Annotated in this window: 18 protein-coding genes, 1 tRNA gene and 1 other RNA gene; 10 read left to right on the forward strand and 10 right to left on the reverse strand. The window is 66.5% G+C overall.

Translation table 11 applies throughout. The annotated features are described in order from the left end of the window. Window position 1: 1 nt before the first annotated feature. Window positions 2-418 carry a PIN domain-containing protein gene (locus EAF64_RS02025; RefSeq protein ID WP_129067304.1) on the forward strand — a complete coding sequence of 139 codons (417 nt, stop codon included), beginning with the start codon at window positions 2-4 and terminating at the stop codon, window positions 416-418. A 166-nt stretch (window positions 419-584) separates the two neighbouring features. Here EAF64_RS02025 and EAF64_RS02030 read toward each other — a convergent pair. Beyond that, window positions 585-659, reverse strand: a tRNA-Arg gene (locus tag EAF64_RS02030). A gap of 138 nt (window positions 660-797) precedes the next feature. Between EAF64_RS02030 and EAF64_RS02035 the strand changes: the two genes are divergently transcribed. From EAF64_RS02035 to EAF64_RS02045, 3 genes are all read left to right on the forward strand, one after another. Next, entirely contained in the window at window positions 798-1,658 is an 861-nt protein-coding gene (locus EAF64_RS02035) for a geranylgeranylglycerol-phosphate geranylgeranyltransferase (protein WP_129067305.1), read from the forward strand. Window positions 1,659-1,787: 129 nt separating this feature from the next. Beyond that, a complete protein-coding gene (locus EAF64_RS02040) occupies window positions 1,788-2,423 on the forward strand; it encodes an RAD55 family ATPase (protein ID WP_129067306.1) in 636 nt (211 codons plus the stop codon). Window positions 2,424-2,483: 60 nt separating this feature from the next. Then, on the forward strand, window positions 2,484-2,891 hold the full coding sequence (locus EAF64_RS02045) for a CoA-binding protein (RefSeq protein WP_129067307.1): 408 nt from the start codon (window positions 2,484-2,486) through the stop codon (window positions 2,889-2,891). Window positions 2,892-2,909: 18 nt separating this feature from the next. Here EAF64_RS02045 and EAF64_RS02050 read toward each other — a convergent pair whose 3' ends face one another. Further along, window positions 2,910-3,224 carry a DUF5798 family protein gene (locus EAF64_RS02050; RefSeq protein ID WP_129067308.1) on the reverse strand — a complete coding sequence of 105 codons (315 nt, stop codon included), beginning with the start codon at window positions 3,222-3,224 and terminating at the stop codon, window positions 2,910-2,912. A 111-nt stretch (window positions 3,225-3,335) separates the two neighbouring features. On the opposite strand from EAF64_RS02050, the gene EAF64_RS02055 reads away from it, so the two are divergent. The 3 genes from EAF64_RS02055 to EAF64_RS02065 all read left to right on the forward strand — a co-directional run bounded on the left by EAF64_RS02055 (window position 3,336) and on the right by EAF64_RS02065 (window position 4,733). Then, a complete protein-coding gene (locus EAF64_RS02055; protein ID WP_129067309.1) occupies window positions 3,336-3,731 on the forward strand; it encodes a DUF7548 family protein in 396 nt (131 codons plus the stop codon). A gap of 96 nt (window positions 3,732-3,827) precedes the next feature. Next, window positions 3,828-4,139, forward strand: an RNA gene (gene ffs / locus EAF64_RS02060) — signal recognition particle sRNA. Between the two features lie 231 nt (window positions 4,140-4,370). Then, window positions 4,371-4,733, forward strand: a complete 363-nt coding sequence (locus EAF64_RS02065; RefSeq protein ID WP_129067310.1) for a VOC family protein — start codon at window positions 4,371-4,373, stop codon at window positions 4,731-4,733. Between the two features lie 235 nt (window positions 4,734-4,968). On the opposite strand, the gene EAF64_RS02070 is transcribed toward EAF64_RS02065, so the two are convergent. The 3 genes from EAF64_RS02070 to EAF64_RS02080 form a co-directional block, all read right to left on the reverse strand. Then, complete coding sequence (locus EAF64_RS02070) at window positions 4,969-5,865, reverse strand: mechanosensitive ion channel family protein (RefSeq protein ID WP_227738857.1); 897 nt, start codon at window positions 5,863-5,865, stop codon at window positions 4,969-4,971. Continuing rightward, window positions 5,862-6,110: a YhbY family RNA-binding protein gene (locus EAF64_RS02075; RefSeq protein ID WP_129067311.1), complete on the reverse strand. Its 249-nt coding sequence runs from the start codon at window positions 6,108-6,110 to the stop codon at window positions 5,862-5,864. The genes EAF64_RS02070 and EAF64_RS02075 overlap by 4 nt, the downstream gene beginning before the upstream one ends. Window positions 6,111-6,191: 81 nt before the next feature. After that, window positions 6,192-6,476 carry a ribonuclease P protein component 4 gene (locus EAF64_RS02080; protein ID WP_129067312.1) on the reverse strand — a complete coding sequence of 95 codons (285 nt, stop codon included), beginning with the start codon at window positions 6,474-6,476 and terminating at the stop codon, window positions 6,192-6,194. Between the two features lie 109 nt (window positions 6,477-6,585). Here EAF64_RS02080 and EAF64_RS02085 point away from each other — a divergent pair, with 109 nt between their 5' ends. From EAF64_RS02085 to EAF64_RS02095, 3 genes are all read left to right on the forward strand, one after another. Continuing rightward, complete coding sequence (locus tag EAF64_RS02085) at window positions 6,586-7,647, forward strand: glycosyltransferase family 4 protein (RefSeq protein ID WP_129067313.1); 1,062 nt, start codon at window positions 6,586-6,588, stop codon at window positions 7,645-7,647. 25 nt (window positions 7,648-7,672) lie between these two features. After that, window positions 7,673-8,779, forward strand: a complete 1,107-nt coding sequence (locus EAF64_RS02090) for a glycosyltransferase (RefSeq protein WP_129067314.1) — start codon at window positions 7,673-7,675, stop codon at window positions 8,777-8,779. Between the two features lie 132 nt (window positions 8,780-8,911). Then, window positions 8,912-9,943 (forward strand): sensor histidine kinase, encoded by a 1,032-nt coding sequence (locus tag EAF64_RS02095; RefSeq protein ID WP_193767539.1) that lies wholly within the window; start codon window positions 8,912-8,914, stop codon window positions 9,941-9,943. Between the two features lie 48 nt (window positions 9,944-9,991). On the opposite strand, the gene EAF64_RS02100 is transcribed toward EAF64_RS02095, so the two are convergent. The 5 genes from EAF64_RS02100 to EAF64_RS02120 form a co-directional block, all read right to left on the reverse strand. Further along, window positions 9,992-10,456, reverse strand: a complete 465-nt coding sequence (locus tag EAF64_RS02100) for a hypothetical protein (RefSeq protein ID WP_129067316.1) — start codon at window positions 10,454-10,456, stop codon at window positions 9,992-9,994. Between the two features lie 49 nt (window positions 10,457-10,505). After that, the gene (locus EAF64_RS02105) at window positions 10,506-10,820 is read right to left on the reverse strand and encodes a hypothetical protein (RefSeq protein ID WP_129067317.1); all 315 of its coding nucleotides are present in this window, start codon (window positions 10,818-10,820) and stop codon (window positions 10,506-10,508) included. Next, window positions 10,817-11,833, reverse strand: a complete 1,017-nt coding sequence (locus tag EAF64_RS02110) for a DUF7490 domain-containing protein (RefSeq protein WP_129067318.1) — start codon at window positions 11,831-11,833, stop codon at window positions 10,817-10,819. Before EAF64_RS02110 ends, EAF64_RS02105 begins: the two co-directional genes overlap by 4 nt. 61 nt (window positions 11,834-11,894) lie before the next feature. Next, window positions 11,895-12,653 (reverse strand): DUF2797 domain-containing protein, encoded by a 759-nt coding sequence (locus EAF64_RS02115; protein ID WP_129067319.1) that lies wholly within the window; start codon window positions 12,651-12,653, stop codon window positions 11,895-11,897. Window positions 12,654-12,725: 72 nt separating this feature from the next. After that, complete coding sequence (locus EAF64_RS02120) at window positions 12,726-13,655, reverse strand: NAD-dependent epimerase/dehydratase family protein (RefSeq protein ID WP_129067320.1); 930 nt, start codon at window positions 13,653-13,655, stop codon at window positions 12,726-12,728. Window positions 13,656-13,869 lie beyond the last annotated feature (214 nt).

A 13,869-nucleotide genomic window follows, 5' to 3' on the forward strand; every position in this document is an offset into this window, starting at 1 on the left:
GATGAAGCTGGAAATCGACGCCAACGTCGTCATCTCGGCACTCATCGCCGATTCGAAGACCCGAGAACTCATCGTCACGCTCGAACCGGATCTCCTGACACCCGCGTTCGTCTACGATGAGATCGACAACTACGAAGACCTAATTGGAGAGAAGTCCGGAATGGAACCGGATAGAGTGGCACAGTTCATCGATCTTCTGTTCCAATATATCGACGTTGTCCCCGCCAGCGAGTTCTATCCGGCTATCGAGAGCGCGGACGACGCAATTGGCGATACCGACCCCGACGATGTGCTCTACCTCGCATGTGCGCTCGCCAACGATGCAGCCATCTGGAGTGACGATTCCGACTTCGACGAGCAGAATGTGGTCGAGACGTACTCGACGAGTGATATCATCGACTCGTTCGACACGCTCTAACTCATTGTGTGACTGATTTTCTGCATCGCCACCGTTTGGACGGACGCGTTCCGTGGACACCACTCGCCTGATTACCCATCGACCGAAAGCTAACGCATTGCCACCGAAGAAATCAAACAAGAATATTAGCGGCTGTAGTTGCGGATTTGAGTGGAGGGATTAACGATGGGCGCTGCAGGATTTGAACCCGCGACAGCTTGGTCCGAAGCCAAGTACTCTGTCCAGACTGAGCTAAGCGCCCTCGCGCCATCGGTAATCAACCTGCCGTGTTAAACCACTCGGTTGGCGTCGGTCGGTGGGACGCGGGGACACGCACCTGTCCACGCCGCTGGCGTGGCGTATCGGGTGGTTTATCAGTCGGTCGTCGGGAGGAGAGCACATGGGAACGCTGGAGCGCGTTCGCGGCCTGGTAGAGCTGACGCGGCCGGTCAACGCCATCGCGGCCGGGGCGTTGACGTTCATCGGTGCGTTCGTAGCCGTCGGCGGCTCGCTCCCGGCCGTGCCGGTCCTCGGGGCCGTCCTCGCGACGGTGCTAGCGACCGGTGCGGGCAACGCCATCAACGACTACTTCGACCGGGAAATCGACCGGATCAACGCGCCGGATCGTCCGATCCCGCGGGGTGCGGTCTCGCCCCGCAGCGCGCTCGTTTTCAGCGTGGCGCTCTTTCTCGTCGCGGTCGCGCTCGTCCTCGCGCTGTTGCCGCTCCTGGCCATCTCGATCGCCGTGTTCAATCTGCTCGCGCTGGTCACGTACACGGAAGTGTTCAAGGGGTTGCCTGGCGTCGGAAACACGCTGGTGGCGTATCTCGGCGGCAGTACGTTCCTGTTCGGAACTGCGGCGGTCTGGCCGGTCGAGACAACCGTCCTCGCGAGCGTCGTGGTCCTGTTCTTACTGGCCGCGCTGTCGACGCTCGCCCGGGAGATCATCAAGGACGTGGAGGACGTGGCGGGGGACCGCGAGGAGGGACTGAACACGCTCCCGATCGCCATCGGGGAACGGCGGGCACTCGTGCTCGCGGCAGTGTTGCTGGTCGTCGCGGCCGTCGCGAGTCCGGTGCCGTATCTGCTGGGAACCTTCGGTGTGGCCTATCTCGTGGTGGTCCTGCCGGCCGATCTAGTGATGTTGTACGCCGGCTACGAGGGGTTCGGGGATCCGACGGCCGGCCAATCACACCTGAAATACGGAATGTTTCTGTCGGCTGTGGCGTTCGTGATCGGCCGCGGGGTAGCGCTGGCGTAACCGCGTCCGCGGGCGATCGGCAGCAGTCAGTACACAAAAGGATATATGTATGCCGGCAGCAGACTAGGGTGTACGAATATCGGCCGTGACCAGTTGCTCGCGGTCGACTGCTTTCAACGAGGCCATTCCATGTACGATCTGGGTACGGAGTTCGGAAACGCGACGGTGGACCCGGGGACCAACATTCTCATCGCCGGGCCGCCGCTGTCCGGCAAACGCGAGTTAGCCATGCGTGCCCTCGAGACCGGGTCCGAACGGGGAGAGGGATCGATCATCGTCACGACACGGGACAACTCCGAACGCGTGCTGACGGACTTTCGCTCCTTGCTCGCCGACCCCGACGATGCACACATCGGCGTCGTCGACTGCGTCACCAAACACCAGGGTCAGTCGGCCTCGGACACGGACGTCGTCAAGTACGCCTCGTCGCCGGTCGACATGACCGGCATCGGGATCAAGTTCTCCGAGTTCGTCGAGGAGTTCTACCGCAACCGCAACAGCAGGCGTAACCGGGTGATGGTCGACTCGCTGTCGACACTCCTGCTGTACTCGAACCTCCAGACCGTATTCCGCTTCATGCACGTGTTCACCAGCCGTATCGAGAACGCCGACGCCATCGGCATTCACGTCATCGAGTCGACGGCCCACGACGAGGAGACGATGAACACGCTCATCCAGTTGTTCGACGGTGTCGTTCGCACCGACGAGGATCGGTCGGTCACCCTCCAGCTTCCCGGCGTCGACACCGAAACCGTCGGTCCCTGACTCCGACCCGGACGCGCGGTCGCCAGCAGTCTTTTGATCGCGCCCGGCCTCGGTTGTCGTATGCCAGTCGAAACAGACGACGAACTCCGGGAGATGCTCGACCTCGACACCATCGCCGTCGTCGGCTGTTCGTCGACCGCCGGCAAAGCCGCCCACGACATCCCTGCGTACATGCAACGCCACGGCTACGAGATCGTTCCCGTCAACCCCTACGCCGACGAGGTTCTGGGCCGAACCGCCGTCGACTCGCTGGCCGACGTCGAGGTGGAGATCGACATCGTCGACGTGTTCCGCCCCAGCGAAGAGGTTCCGGGGATCGTCGACGCCGTCCTCGACCGCGACGACGTACAGGTCGTCTGGATGCAACTGGGGATCGAGGACGACGCGGCGGCCGCCCGCGCCGAAGACGCCGGACTCGACGTAGTGCAGGATCGCTGTCTGAAAGTCGAACACCGGCGGCTCGTCTGATCCGAGCGAACTCGCCGGTCAGTCCTCGGGTTCGGCCGCGCTCCCGCCAGCCGCGCCGCTGGTCTCGGCGCTCTCTCCGGCGTCGGCCTGTTCGATGGCGGCCTCGGCGAGGACTTCGTCCACGTCGATTCCCTGCTCGCGGGCCAGCCGCTCGATCAGAACGCGCTGCTCGTCGAGGTCGTGTTCCATCGCGTCGACCTGTTCGCTGGTCTTCTCGACTTTCGACCGGAGGTCGTCGATCTGTGCCCGCAACTGGTTCATCTTCTCGTAGAGGTCCTCCGCCGCCGAGATCATCTTCTCGATCTTCTTTTTCGTGTCACCGAGTCCGACCATGGGCGGCCGTTTCGCGCGCACACTTGTGGTCGTTTCGGCTGGCCGCGACGGCGCGCCGTCGACCGGCGCCACAACGCCGCGGTTAAGTCCGGGCGGTGAGCAGATGCGGGTATGGACGACCTCCGGATCGCCCCGCTCGTCGGTATCGTCGGCTGTCTGTTCGTCCTCCTGGCCCTCGGTGTGCCCTACGTCCTCCTCGAGGACCCCAGCGGTGTCGGCCTCTACTACGGCTCCGGCGCGGTCAACCCGCTACTGGCCGGGCTGTTCGCCATGGTCACGCTCATCGCGCTGGCCGCCGGCCGCGAGGGCCGCTCCGACCCCGCGATGGCCGCCGGCGTCGCACTCGTTCTCGGCGCGGCGATCACCGTGATCGCCCTGGCGTGGGCGCTGACCGTCCGCGTCGACGTGGTCGCCATCGACACCGTCCACCGGTGGGTCGTCGCTGGCGCGAGCGTGTTCGTGCCCGCCGGTTCGGCGTGGTTCGCCCGCGCGCTCGGCCTGCTGTGACCGAACCGCGTGAGACGCTGGGCGGGCCCGAACCCCGTCGAAACCGGGCGACGGGAGCGCATCCGAAAGGCCCTTATGGGGCTCCGGATTAGGAGGGAGTGGACTAGGTCGGGCAGTTAGGCCCTGCTCAGAACCCGCGATATGGTCTTTAGCGGGGACCGAAGCTCGGGGGCGTCCGGTCAGACGGACGCGGGCCCCGCAAGCCAACTTAGAAGCCTCGTCCTGCGGGGGCGGCGGTCCCCACGGGCTCGCCTGCAGGGGCGATCCGGTGGGGTTAATCGGAGATACCCCGTCAGGCGCGGAAGCGAGCAGCGGATCACCGAACACCCGTCGCTCGTAGGGTCGCGGGGTGGAGGAGGCACGCGGGATTACCCGCGCCCGAACGCCGGGCAATCCCGAGGTCCATTCCATTCATCTAAATTCTTACTTCGGAGGGAGCGCTCCGCGCACCCCCGCTCGCAACACTTTAGTGCAAAAACGTCCCGGACGCTCACTTCGTTCGCGTCCGGTGAACCGGCGCGCTTCGCGCGCCGGATGCTGGCGTTCCGACGGCTGACCGCAATCGAGCGAACTCCCGACACTGGCAGTTCTTTCCGTCGTCACCAGTGACAGATCCCGGCCAAGTTATTTCCAGGAAACATGATCGAATTAGAATTTATTACCGTCGCTTGTACCGAGCCGGACGAACTGGCTGCGTTCTGGGCGGCCGCGCTGGACGGGGAGCGCCGCGAACTGCCGCCGTCGCTCGATCCCGAGATCGTCGACCGGCCCGGTGACGGCCCAAACCTGCTGTTCAAGCAGCAGCCGAAGGGGACCGGGCGAGACCTGCCGATCCACCTCGATCTGTCGACTTCGGATCGGGAGGCAACCGTCGAACGGCTTCGTGAACTGGGTGCCTCGGTGCGGGAGACGAAAACCGAGGAGTACGAGGCGTACACCGCCACGTGGACCGTGATGGAAGATCCCGAGGGCAACGGCTTCTGCGTGAGCGAGTACCAGTGACGAAGCGAGTTCGCGGTGTGCCCAGTTCGTCACGTGGTTCGAGTGGAACTTCTCGGTCGCCGTTGGTGACGGGCAGGTGTCAGTGAGGATCACGATGCGGTCAAGCATCCGCGCGAGCGGAGCGAGCTCGGTTCACTCGACGCGAGGCGACGCCGAGCGTCGAGGTAGTTTGTCCCCGAGTTTTTGCTTCGGGGGGTGCGCTCTGCGCACCCCCGACGGAAAAAGTGGGTGTCTGTCAGTCGTCGGCGGTCGATTCGGCCAGTCCCTCGACGTTCTCGATCTGAATGTCGCCGCCGATGGTGCGGTTCGGGTAGGGGATGTCGATCCCTTCCTCGTCGAACCGCTCTTTTACGGCGGTGACGTACTCGCCGCGGACCTTCACGAAGTCCGCGCGACTGGGATCGTCGATCCAGATGCGCGATTGGAGGCCGACCGAAGAGTCACCGAGTTCCGTCAGCCGGACGGAGGGTTCGGGGTCTTCCATGATGCCGTCGTGGTTCTCGGCTTCCTCGACGATGATCTCGGTCGCTTTGTCGATGTCGTCGTCGTAGCCGATGCCGAACAGGAACTTCAGGCGGAGTTGCTCCTTGGCGACGGGGTTCTTGATGACGCCGCCGGTCAACTGGGAGTTCGGAACGGTCAGCAGTTCGTTGTCGAACGTGCGGACGCGTGTGACGCGCAGGGAGATATCTTCGACGACGCCCGAGTAGCCGTCCCACTCGATCCAGTCGCCGATGCGGAAGGGCTTGTCCGTGTAGATGAACACGCCGGCGACGAAGTTGCCGAGCACGTCCTGCATCGCGAAGCCGATGGCCAGCGTGGCGGCCGCACCGATGGTCGCGATGGCGGTGAGGATGTTGCCGTACCCGGCGAACGTGAAGGCGATGGCGACCGCGGCGAAGGCGGTCACGATACGCACGAGTTTCACGAGGGGCTTGCGCGCGTGTGCGTCCAGCTCACGTCGTTTCAGTACCCGGTTGACGACGGGGACGACGGAGAGCCGACCCAGCAGGTAGAGGACGAGAAAGGCGACGAGGAAGGTGATGGCCGAGCCGACTGCCCCCGCTGCGGGGACGCCGAACTGCGCGAGTTGATCGGCGAGAAACGTGTTCGCGGACTGGAGCGGGATCACCGCTCGATCACCGCCGTGTGCCCCCTGGTCCGGGCGAGATCACCACCCACCCGCTCGGACAGATCCTCGGCCAGCTCCTCGGTCGTGGTCCCCCCACGCGCCGCACGGAGGAATTTGACTTTCACCATGTCGCTGTCGTCGAGCTGGTCGGACAACTCCTCGACGACGGCGTCGACCCCGTGCTTCCCGACCCAGACGGTCACGTCCAGATCGTGCATCCGCCGGCGCTTCTCCTGTTCGGTCATGTCGTCTTCACTATACGGCAACCGTTCTTAAAAGCTATCACCGACGCACCGTGTGGGAGCGGGTCCCAGTGGCGGAGCGTGTCAGTACGGGTATCGGGCGTGCCCGCCGCAGTCACAGGTGACGACGACGTGGCCGTCCCGGGTCCGGAAGCGGGCGTTCACGCCGGGCTTGAGGTACGCGTCACAGCGGTCGCAGGTGAACCGCTTGAAATCCTGCGGGAGCGAGAGCCGGTTGCGTTCGGCGACGCGGCGGGCGCGGCGGACGTACGCCCGGGCGCGGTCGGTCTCACCCGCCGACGTGGCGGCCTTCGCGAGCGCCCGGAGGCGCTCGATCCGCTCGGCGGCCAGTTGCTCCTCGCTGGGCATACCCGGGACTCACCGGTCGGACCCGGGTATAGGTTCTGTTTGTCGCCGCGGCGTCCCCGCATCGTGTTCTTTCGGTAGGGTTTTTTCCCACGCTCGTCTCGCCTCGCCTGTGCAGGCGCTCAACTACCTGGAACTCGCAGGGCGACTCGATCGGAGCGGTATCGGGACCTCCGTCGACCAGCAGCGCCGTGCGCTCGCCGATACCGAGGTGGCGGTGCGTACGTCGCCGTGGGCCGGGGGCGATCCGGTGAGTGGCCTGCGACACGCTGTGACCGACGGCGACACGTTCGCCGACTTCGATCTGGCCCACTGCAACATGATCGGGCCGGTGACGGTCGCGGTGTCCCGGTACGCGCGCCGCAACGACGTGCCGCTCGTCTTGCACTCCCACGTCACCGGCGAGGACTTCGCGGAGAGTTTTCGCGGGTCGACGTACCTGGCGGGACCGCTCCGGCGCTACCTGCGGTGGTTCTACTCCCAGGCGGACCTCGTCCTCTGTCCGAGCGAGTACACCAAACAGACTATCCAGTCCTACCCCGTGGACGCACCCGTCCGCCCGATCAGCAACGGGGTGGATCTCGAATCCCTGGAAGGATACGAGGACCGCCGGCCGGAGTACCGCGACCGGTTCGACCTGGAGGGGATGGTAGTGTTCGCCGTCGGCAACGTCTTCGAGCGCAAAGGCGTGACGACGTTCTGTCGCCTGGCCCAGGAGACCGACTACGACTTCGCCTGGTTCGGCCCCTACGACACGGGACTGCAGGCCTCACAGACCGTCAAACGGTGGACCGAGAACCCACCCGCGAACGTCACGTTCACCGGCTGGATCGACGACAAGCGAGGGGCCTTCGGGGCCGGCGACGTGTACCTCTTCCCGACGAAAGCCGAGAACCAGGGCATCGCCGTGCTGGAGGCGATGGCCTGCGAGAAGGCCGTCGTCCTCCGGGACATCCCGGTGTTCGACGAGTTCTACACACACGGCGAGGACTGCCTGAAGTGCGAGACGCGGTCGGAGTTCCGGGACGCGCTCGCGGAACTGGCGGCGAACCCGGAGCTGCGCCAGCGTCTCGGGAAGAACGCCCGCGAGACGGCCGAGGAACACGCGCTCGAACGGGTCGGAGAAGAGCTGAAAGGTATCTATCATGATCTCGTCGATGACACAACGTATTAAAGACCGGTCGTCGAACGCTTCGGCGATGGGTCGGACCGTGGCCGTCTTCACCGACACGTATCTCCCGACGGTCAACGGCGTGACCTACACGGTCCAGACGTGGCGGAAGCGGTGGGCGGAACGCGGCGGCCGGATGCCGATCGTCTATCCGGGAGCCGACGACTACGAACCGGGCGAGGGCGAGCACCCGGTCCGGAGCATCGAGTTCCCGTTCTACGACGGGTTTCACGCCGCCGTCCCGGGCGTTCCCGACGACATCGAAGCCGCCGACCCCGACCTGGTTCACACGCACACGCCCTTCCTGCTCGGCCTCTCCGGCCTGAAGTTCGCCCGGAGCCACGGGGTCCCGCTGGTGGCCTCCTACCACACGCCGACCGCCGAGTACGCCGACTACATCGCGGAGGGGTGGCTCCGGTCGCCGGTCGAGCGGGCCGCCCGCACCTACGAGAAGTGGTACCTCAACCGGGCGGAGATGGTCGTCGTCCCGAGCGAACCCGCCCGCCACCACCTCCGGGAGATCGGCGTCCGGACGGCGGTCGAGGTCGTCCCCAACGGTGTCGACACCGACCAATTCGGACCGGTCGAGACGAGCCGATTCGTCGAGGCCCAGAACCTCGACACCGGGAAGCCGCTGGTTGGCTACACCGGTCGGCACGGATTCGAGAAGCAACTGGAACTCATCGTCGAAGCCACCGATGGGATGGACGTGACCGTCGTGTTCGGCGGCGACGGGCCGGCACGGGATCGACTGGAACGCATGGCCGCCGAGGCCGACGTCGACGTGCGCTTTCTGGGCTTTCTCGACCGGGACGACCTCCCGGCCTTCTACAGCGCGCTCGACGTGTTCGCGTTCCCGAGCCCCGTCGAGACACAGGGGCTGGTGGCGCTGGAAGCCAACGCCTGCGGGACGCCGGTCGCGGCCGTCGACGCCGGCGCGCTCTCCGACACCGTCGTGACCGGTGAGACCGGCCACCGCGCGCCGCCGGGCGACGCCGAGGGGTTCCGGGAGGCGATCGAACGGACGCTCGCCGAGCGCGATTCGCTGACGGAACACTGTCTCGAACGCCGGGACGCCGTGAGCGTCGACCACGCCGTCGACAAGCTCTCCGAGGTCTACGAGATGCTGCTGTAGTGGGCGAGCGGGGCGCTTCGAGTCTCGTGCCGTGTGCAGGCTTCATTACTGTGGCCTGCTTCGACCCGACCAGTCCAGGGACCGCAGAGCATGATCGGCGATCCGGAGCATCGGCGGACGATCGGTTTCGGAGTGGCATCGCTCGTAGCCGTGTCGTTCCTGCTACTGGCCACGAACGTGGCCCTGATTCTCAACTCGGACACGGCGGACGTGACGGTCGCGTTCTGGCTGATCGCCCCAGCCGCGGTGATCGTCCTGCTGGTCGCGGTCGGCGTCTGGGTCCGGGCGGACCGCGACCGTGCGAGGTACCTGACGCGTGTGGCAGCCTGGGCGTTCATCGGTGCGGCCGCACTGGGTATCGGCGGCGCGCTGAACGGATACCTGAACGCCGTCGAGAGCATCAGGCTGGGCTCGACGGTGGATCTGTTCGTCGGCTGGGCAGCCGGGGGCCTGCTCGACGGCGGCCTCATCGGCATCTACGACGCCGAACGACGGCTCGAACGGGAACGGACCGAACAGGCCCGCCAGGAGGCCGAACAGCTCGCGGCGGGCCTGTCCGTGGTCAACCGCGTCCTCCGCCACGACCTGCGCAACCACGCGACCGTCCTCGAAGGGCAGGTCGACGCGCTCGATGCCGACCCCGAGTCCGTCGATACCATCCGGCGACACGTCGACCGGATCGTCGAACTGGCCGACCAGGGACGGCAGATGGAGTCCGTCCTGCGGACCGACGATCGGATCGTGGTCGACGCCAGCGACGTGGTCGAACGCGTCACCAGCACTCTCGACGCGGCCCACGAGGAGGCGACGATTACGGTCACGACCCCGGACACCGCACCGGTCACCGTCGGCAGGATGTTCGAGGTCGCCGTCGAGAACGTCGTCGAGAACGCCATCGTCCACAACGACGGGTCGACCACAGTCGTCGACGTCACCGTCACGAACGGGGACGGCACCGCCACCGTGACCGTGTGTGACGACGGGCCCGGGATTCCCGACCACGAACTCGAGATGCGGGAGTTGTCCGCGGAGTCCGCACTCGAACACAGCAACGGGCTCGGCCTGTGGCTGGTCGACTGGTTCGTCGAACGATCCGAGGGTGAGCTCCGCATCGAAACCGACGGCGACGGCAGTCTGGTCCGGATGGATCTCCCACAGGCCTGAGCCGTGCTGGTGGACGGAACAGAGAGAACGTCGGTGCCGCCGGCGGCGTCAGTCTTCGAGCGCGTCGGCGATCCGGTCGAGCGTCCGGCGCACGTCGTGGACCTCGTCGCGGAGTTTGCGAACTTCGCGGGTCAGTTCCTCGTTGTCGCTGCCGCCCTCCTGACCGCGCCCGCGACCCTCGCCGCCGGGACCGCCGGGACCCATACCGCCGGGGCCGCCCGGACCCATGCCGCCACCGCCGGGACCGCCACCCATCATGCCGCCCATCATCTGTGCGAACGGGTTGCCCCCGCCGCCCATGCCGCCGGGGCCGCCACCGCCGCCCATCATCTCTTCGAGGCGTTCCTCGCGGCTCATGCCCTCGCCCTCTTCACCTTCGCCCTCCTCGGCTCGCTGCTGGCGGATCTCTTCGACCCGCTCGCGGAAGGACTTCTCTTCGGCCTCGCCCTCGCTCTCGGGGGCCTCGCTCTCGCTCTCCGCTTCTGTCTCGTCGGAAGGATCGTCGTCTGCCATGGGTCCCGGTTCGGGAGCGGCTGGGAAAAGGATTGTCGTGTCCGACGACTCAGGTCGGCACCGACCCCAACCGGCGGGCCAGCCGCGAGATTCCGGCGACCGCGCCCAGCAACACGGCGAGGTTGAACGCCGCCATCGCGACGGGCCGGTACCCGGCTCCGACCCAGACCTCGATGGCCCGGGTCGCGCTCAGGTAGAACTGGGCCGTCGCCCAGATCGCGGCGACGATCAGAAGCACCAGCGCGCCCCACTGGAGCTGTTCGAATATCTCCATCTCACCGTCCACGGAGTCGGGCGCGTCCGACCCCGCCGGCGACGGATCGGCGGTCGGTGCGTCGTCTGTCGTGTCGGTGTTCTCCGTCATTGGAACCTCCGTGTGTAGATGGCCACGGCGAGGACGGCGACGGCGGCGACGCCCACGCCGAAGCCGGGACCGGCACTGGTCGTGGTCCGTTCGTCGGGTTGACTCTCGGTCCGCTGGACGCCCTCGTCGGTCTCGAAGTCGCTCGTATCGAGGGTGTCCGCCGACGCGTTGCTGGCGTTGACCGTCACCGTCTGATCGGGATTCAGCGTCGCTGCGGCCTGTGCCGTCCCGATCAACACGCCGTCGTTCTGGACGATGGCCATCAGCTTGTAGTTGTAATCGTCGGGCACCGTCAGCAGCGTCGAGGGGGTAGTCGTCCGTCCCGGTCGGATCGACCCGACCCGCCTGACCTGCCGGTCGGCCACGATGTTCGAGTCCGCCTGTCGGGCCAGGAAGGTCACCTTCAACTGGTCGTTGGACAGGTCACCGGTGTTGGTCAGATAGGCCGTGACGTTCAGCGTGGCCGACGACCCCGCCGTCTCGGCGATGGAGAACTGGATCGGCGGCACCTGCCCCGAGCCGAAGCCCTCGAAGCTGTGGAACTCCACGCCGGTCCGGGCGTATGCCGGTTGGAGGCCGCCGACGCCACGGACCGTCTTCGTGCCCGAGGCGACGCGCTCGCCGTCCTGGAAGACGATTGTCTCGATCCGGTAGTCACCCTCGCGGGCGACGCTGACGTTCTGGACCACCGGGACTTCGCGGGTCCCGTCGACGGTCCCGACCCGCTGAGTGACCTCCGCGGCCACCAGATCGGTGTCCAGTTCGACCGCGCGGACCAGCACCGTTACGTTCTCCCCGGGGCCGCCGTCGTGAGAGAGCCGACTCCGCACGGACAGCGTGGCAGTGCCGCCGGTCACCTCGCCGGCGGCGATGGTCTGTTCCCGGACTGTGAGTTCGGAGGGCGGCGGGTCGGGCGTCGCGTCGGCCAGCGCACCCGGCGCGACGGCGACGAGCAGGGCGGCCGCGACGAGGACCGCCCCCGCCGCGCCCAGGAGTTTCGTTTCACGCTCCATACACGACGGTCCGTGGTCCCCGGTAAGTGTTTTGTGTACTACACGATCGGTGAGAAAGGAATCAGAACGCGCCGAGGCTGGCCTGGAGCTCCCGATCCGTCCCGCCCGTCGAGAGGTCGTAGCCCACCAGATCGCGCATGTCCACGGCGAAGGTCGTCCCGCCGTTGTCGAGGACGAGGACCCGGCCCTGGGTGCCCCGGACGGTGCCGGTGAGCAGCGTCTCGGCGACCGGTCGGTCGGCCAGTGTGAACCCGTAGTCGAAGTCGTACGTCTCGTTGGGGTCGTAGCCGGCCAGCAGGCTCTGCCACGCCCGTTCGTCCACGTCGCGGTGGAGACCCTCGATCTTCGTCGGGACGCGCACCCGATCACCCACCTCGCGGGCGATGTCGGCCTCGACCTGCCGGGCGATCCGGCCGTCGACGACCGTCCGCAGGTGAGCCGCCCTGTCGGCCCCCTGCTCGCGCAGTCGCGTATCCAGTCGCCACGACCGGGTGACGCCCACCTTGAACGTCGCCGGGGCGAACGCGGCGAGGTAGACCGCGTGTTCCTCCCGGCAGGAGGGCAATGGACGGTTGCAGTTCCCGACACAGCGGGCACAGGCCCACCGGCTCGTGTGGGCGTCGCAGTACGGTACCGTCGGAGTCGGACAGGCCTCGTGGGTGCCGTCGCTGATCGTCCCGGCGCAGTGGCGGTCTTCGAGGGTGTACGCGAGGTCGGTCCCCGGCGCGAGCGACAGTCGGTCGAGCCCCTCGGCCGTCGCGAGTTTCAGCGCGGGCTCCCAGTCGTCACCGACACCCGTGTCGTACCCGACGATCTGCACGCACCCGACTACGAACCGGGCGACAAAAGGACTGCCGTTGGGCGCTTCGGTCGATCGTCGGAAGCGATCCGCTCAGTGTTCTCGCACGAGTTCCTCGGCGGCCTGACGCACGGCGTCGTCGCTGGACTGGTCCGGTTCCCAGCCCAGTGCCGACAGCTTCTCGATGGAGAGGCGCATCCGGGGCACGTCACCGACCCAGCCGCGGTCGCCGCCCGTGAACTCGTACTCGGGGTCGAGGCCCATCGCGTCGCTGACGATGTCCGCGATGGTGGTGACCGACGTGGTCGTCCGGGTGCCGAGGTTGTAGACGTTCAGGTCGTCGTCGGCGTTCTCGACGACGTGACACATGGCGTCGACGCAGGATTCGACGTGCATGTACGATTTCTCCTGGCGGCCGTCGCCGAGGATCTCCAGCGTGTCCGGGTTCTCCCGGAGCTTGTGGATGAAGTCGGGGATCACCGCGCCCTTCTGGAGGCGCGGGCCGACGATGTTGGCGAAGCGGTAGACCCACGCGGTCATGCCGTAGCTCTTGGCGTAGACGGAGATCAGCGACTCCTCGGAGAGCTTGCTCGCGCCGTAGGCCGAGATGGGTTCCATCGGCGCGAAGTCCTCGGGTGTGGGCCGTGGCGCTTCCCCGTAGACCGTCGATGAGGAGGTGAAGGCGACGTTGTCGACGCCGACCTCGCGCATCCGTTCGAGCACGGTGAGCGTGAGGTCGCCGTTGAGTTCGTACTGGGCGCGCGGGTCGTCGGTGTCCACGGTTCGATCGGCCGCGAAGTGGAAGACGCCGTCCAGATCCTCGGTGATGACGTCCGCGGCCACCGCGGGGTCGGTGAGGTCGCCCTCGACGAACTCGACGCCGTCGGGCACCCACGACGGGTCGCCGTTCGAGCAGTCGTCGACCGCCCGCACGTCGTTGTCCTCGACGAGTCGTTCACAGAGGTGTGAGCCGACGAAGCCCGCGCCGCCGGTCACCAGGAGGGATTTTCCTGTCAGGTCCATACCACTCCTGCGAAACCACCGGTCAAGATACTTGTGAATGGTGTCAGCGCTGCCACGCGGCCCCGGACGCCCGATGGCGGGCGACCATCGACGCTGTCACCCGGTCAGTATCCGCCCCCAGCTCGCAAGTAGCCTTATTCCATCCCCACGTGCAGCCGGCACACGTCGCAGGTGTGCAGATGATTGCAGGAACGCGAACGAACGGACCCGACGT

The organism is Halorientalis pallida, assembly GCF_004118325.1.
GTDB lineage: Archaea > Halobacteriota > Halobacteria > Halobacteriales > Haloarculaceae > Halorientalis > Halorientalis pallida.

Excerpts from the sequence above, each read along its gene's own strand:
- EAF64_RS02025 (WP_129067304.1), top strand. The coding sequence starts at position 2 with ATGAAGCTGGAAATCGACGCCAACGTCGTCATCTCGGCACTCATCGCC.
- EAF64_RS02035 (WP_129067305.1), top strand. The coding sequence starts at position 798 with ATGGGAACGCTGGAGCGCGTTCGCGGCCTGGTAGAGCTGACGCGGCCG.
- EAF64_RS02040 (WP_129067306.1), top strand. The coding sequence starts at position 1,788 with ATGTACGATCTGGGTACGGAGTTCGGAAACGCGACGGTGGACCCGGGG.
- EAF64_RS02045 (WP_129067307.1), top strand. The coding sequence starts at position 2,484 with ATGCCAGTCGAAACAGACGACGAACTCCGGGAGATGCTCGACCTCGAC.
- EAF64_RS02050 (WP_129067308.1), bottom strand. The coding sequence starts at position 3,224 with ATGGTCGGACTCGGTGACACGAAAAAGAAGATCGAGAAGATGATCTCG.
- EAF64_RS02055 (WP_129067309.1), top strand. The coding sequence starts at position 3,336 with ATGGACGACCTCCGGATCGCCCCGCTCGTCGGTATCGTCGGCTGTCTG.
- EAF64_RS02065 (WP_129067310.1), top strand. The coding sequence starts at position 4,371 with ATGATCGAATTAGAATTTATTACCGTCGCTTGTACCGAGCCGGACGAA.
- EAF64_RS02075 (WP_129067311.1), bottom strand. The coding sequence starts at position 6,110 with ATGACCGAACAGGAGAAGCGCCGGCGGATGCACGATCTGGACGTGACC.
- EAF64_RS02080 (WP_129067312.1), bottom strand. The coding sequence starts at position 6,476 with ATGCCCAGCGAGGAGCAACTGGCCGCCGAGCGGATCGAGCGCCTCCGG.
- EAF64_RS02090 (WP_129067314.1), top strand. The coding sequence starts at position 7,673 with ATGGGTCGGACCGTGGCCGTCTTCACCGACACGTATCTCCCGACGGTC.
- EAF64_RS02100 (WP_129067316.1), bottom strand. The coding sequence starts at position 10,456 with ATGGCAGACGACGATCCTTCCGACGAGACAGAAGCGGAGAGCGAGAGC.
- EAF64_RS02105 (WP_129067317.1), bottom strand. The coding sequence starts at position 10,820 with ATGACGGAGAACACCGACACGACAGACGACGCACCGACCGCCGATCCG.
- EAF64_RS02110 (WP_129067318.1), bottom strand. The coding sequence starts at position 11,833 with ATGGAGCGTGAAACGAAACTCCTGGGCGCGGCGGGGGCGGTCCTCGTC.
- EAF64_RS02120 (WP_129067320.1), bottom strand. The coding sequence starts at position 13,655 with ATGGACCTGACAGGAAAATCCCTCCTGGTGACCGGCGGCGCGGGCTTC.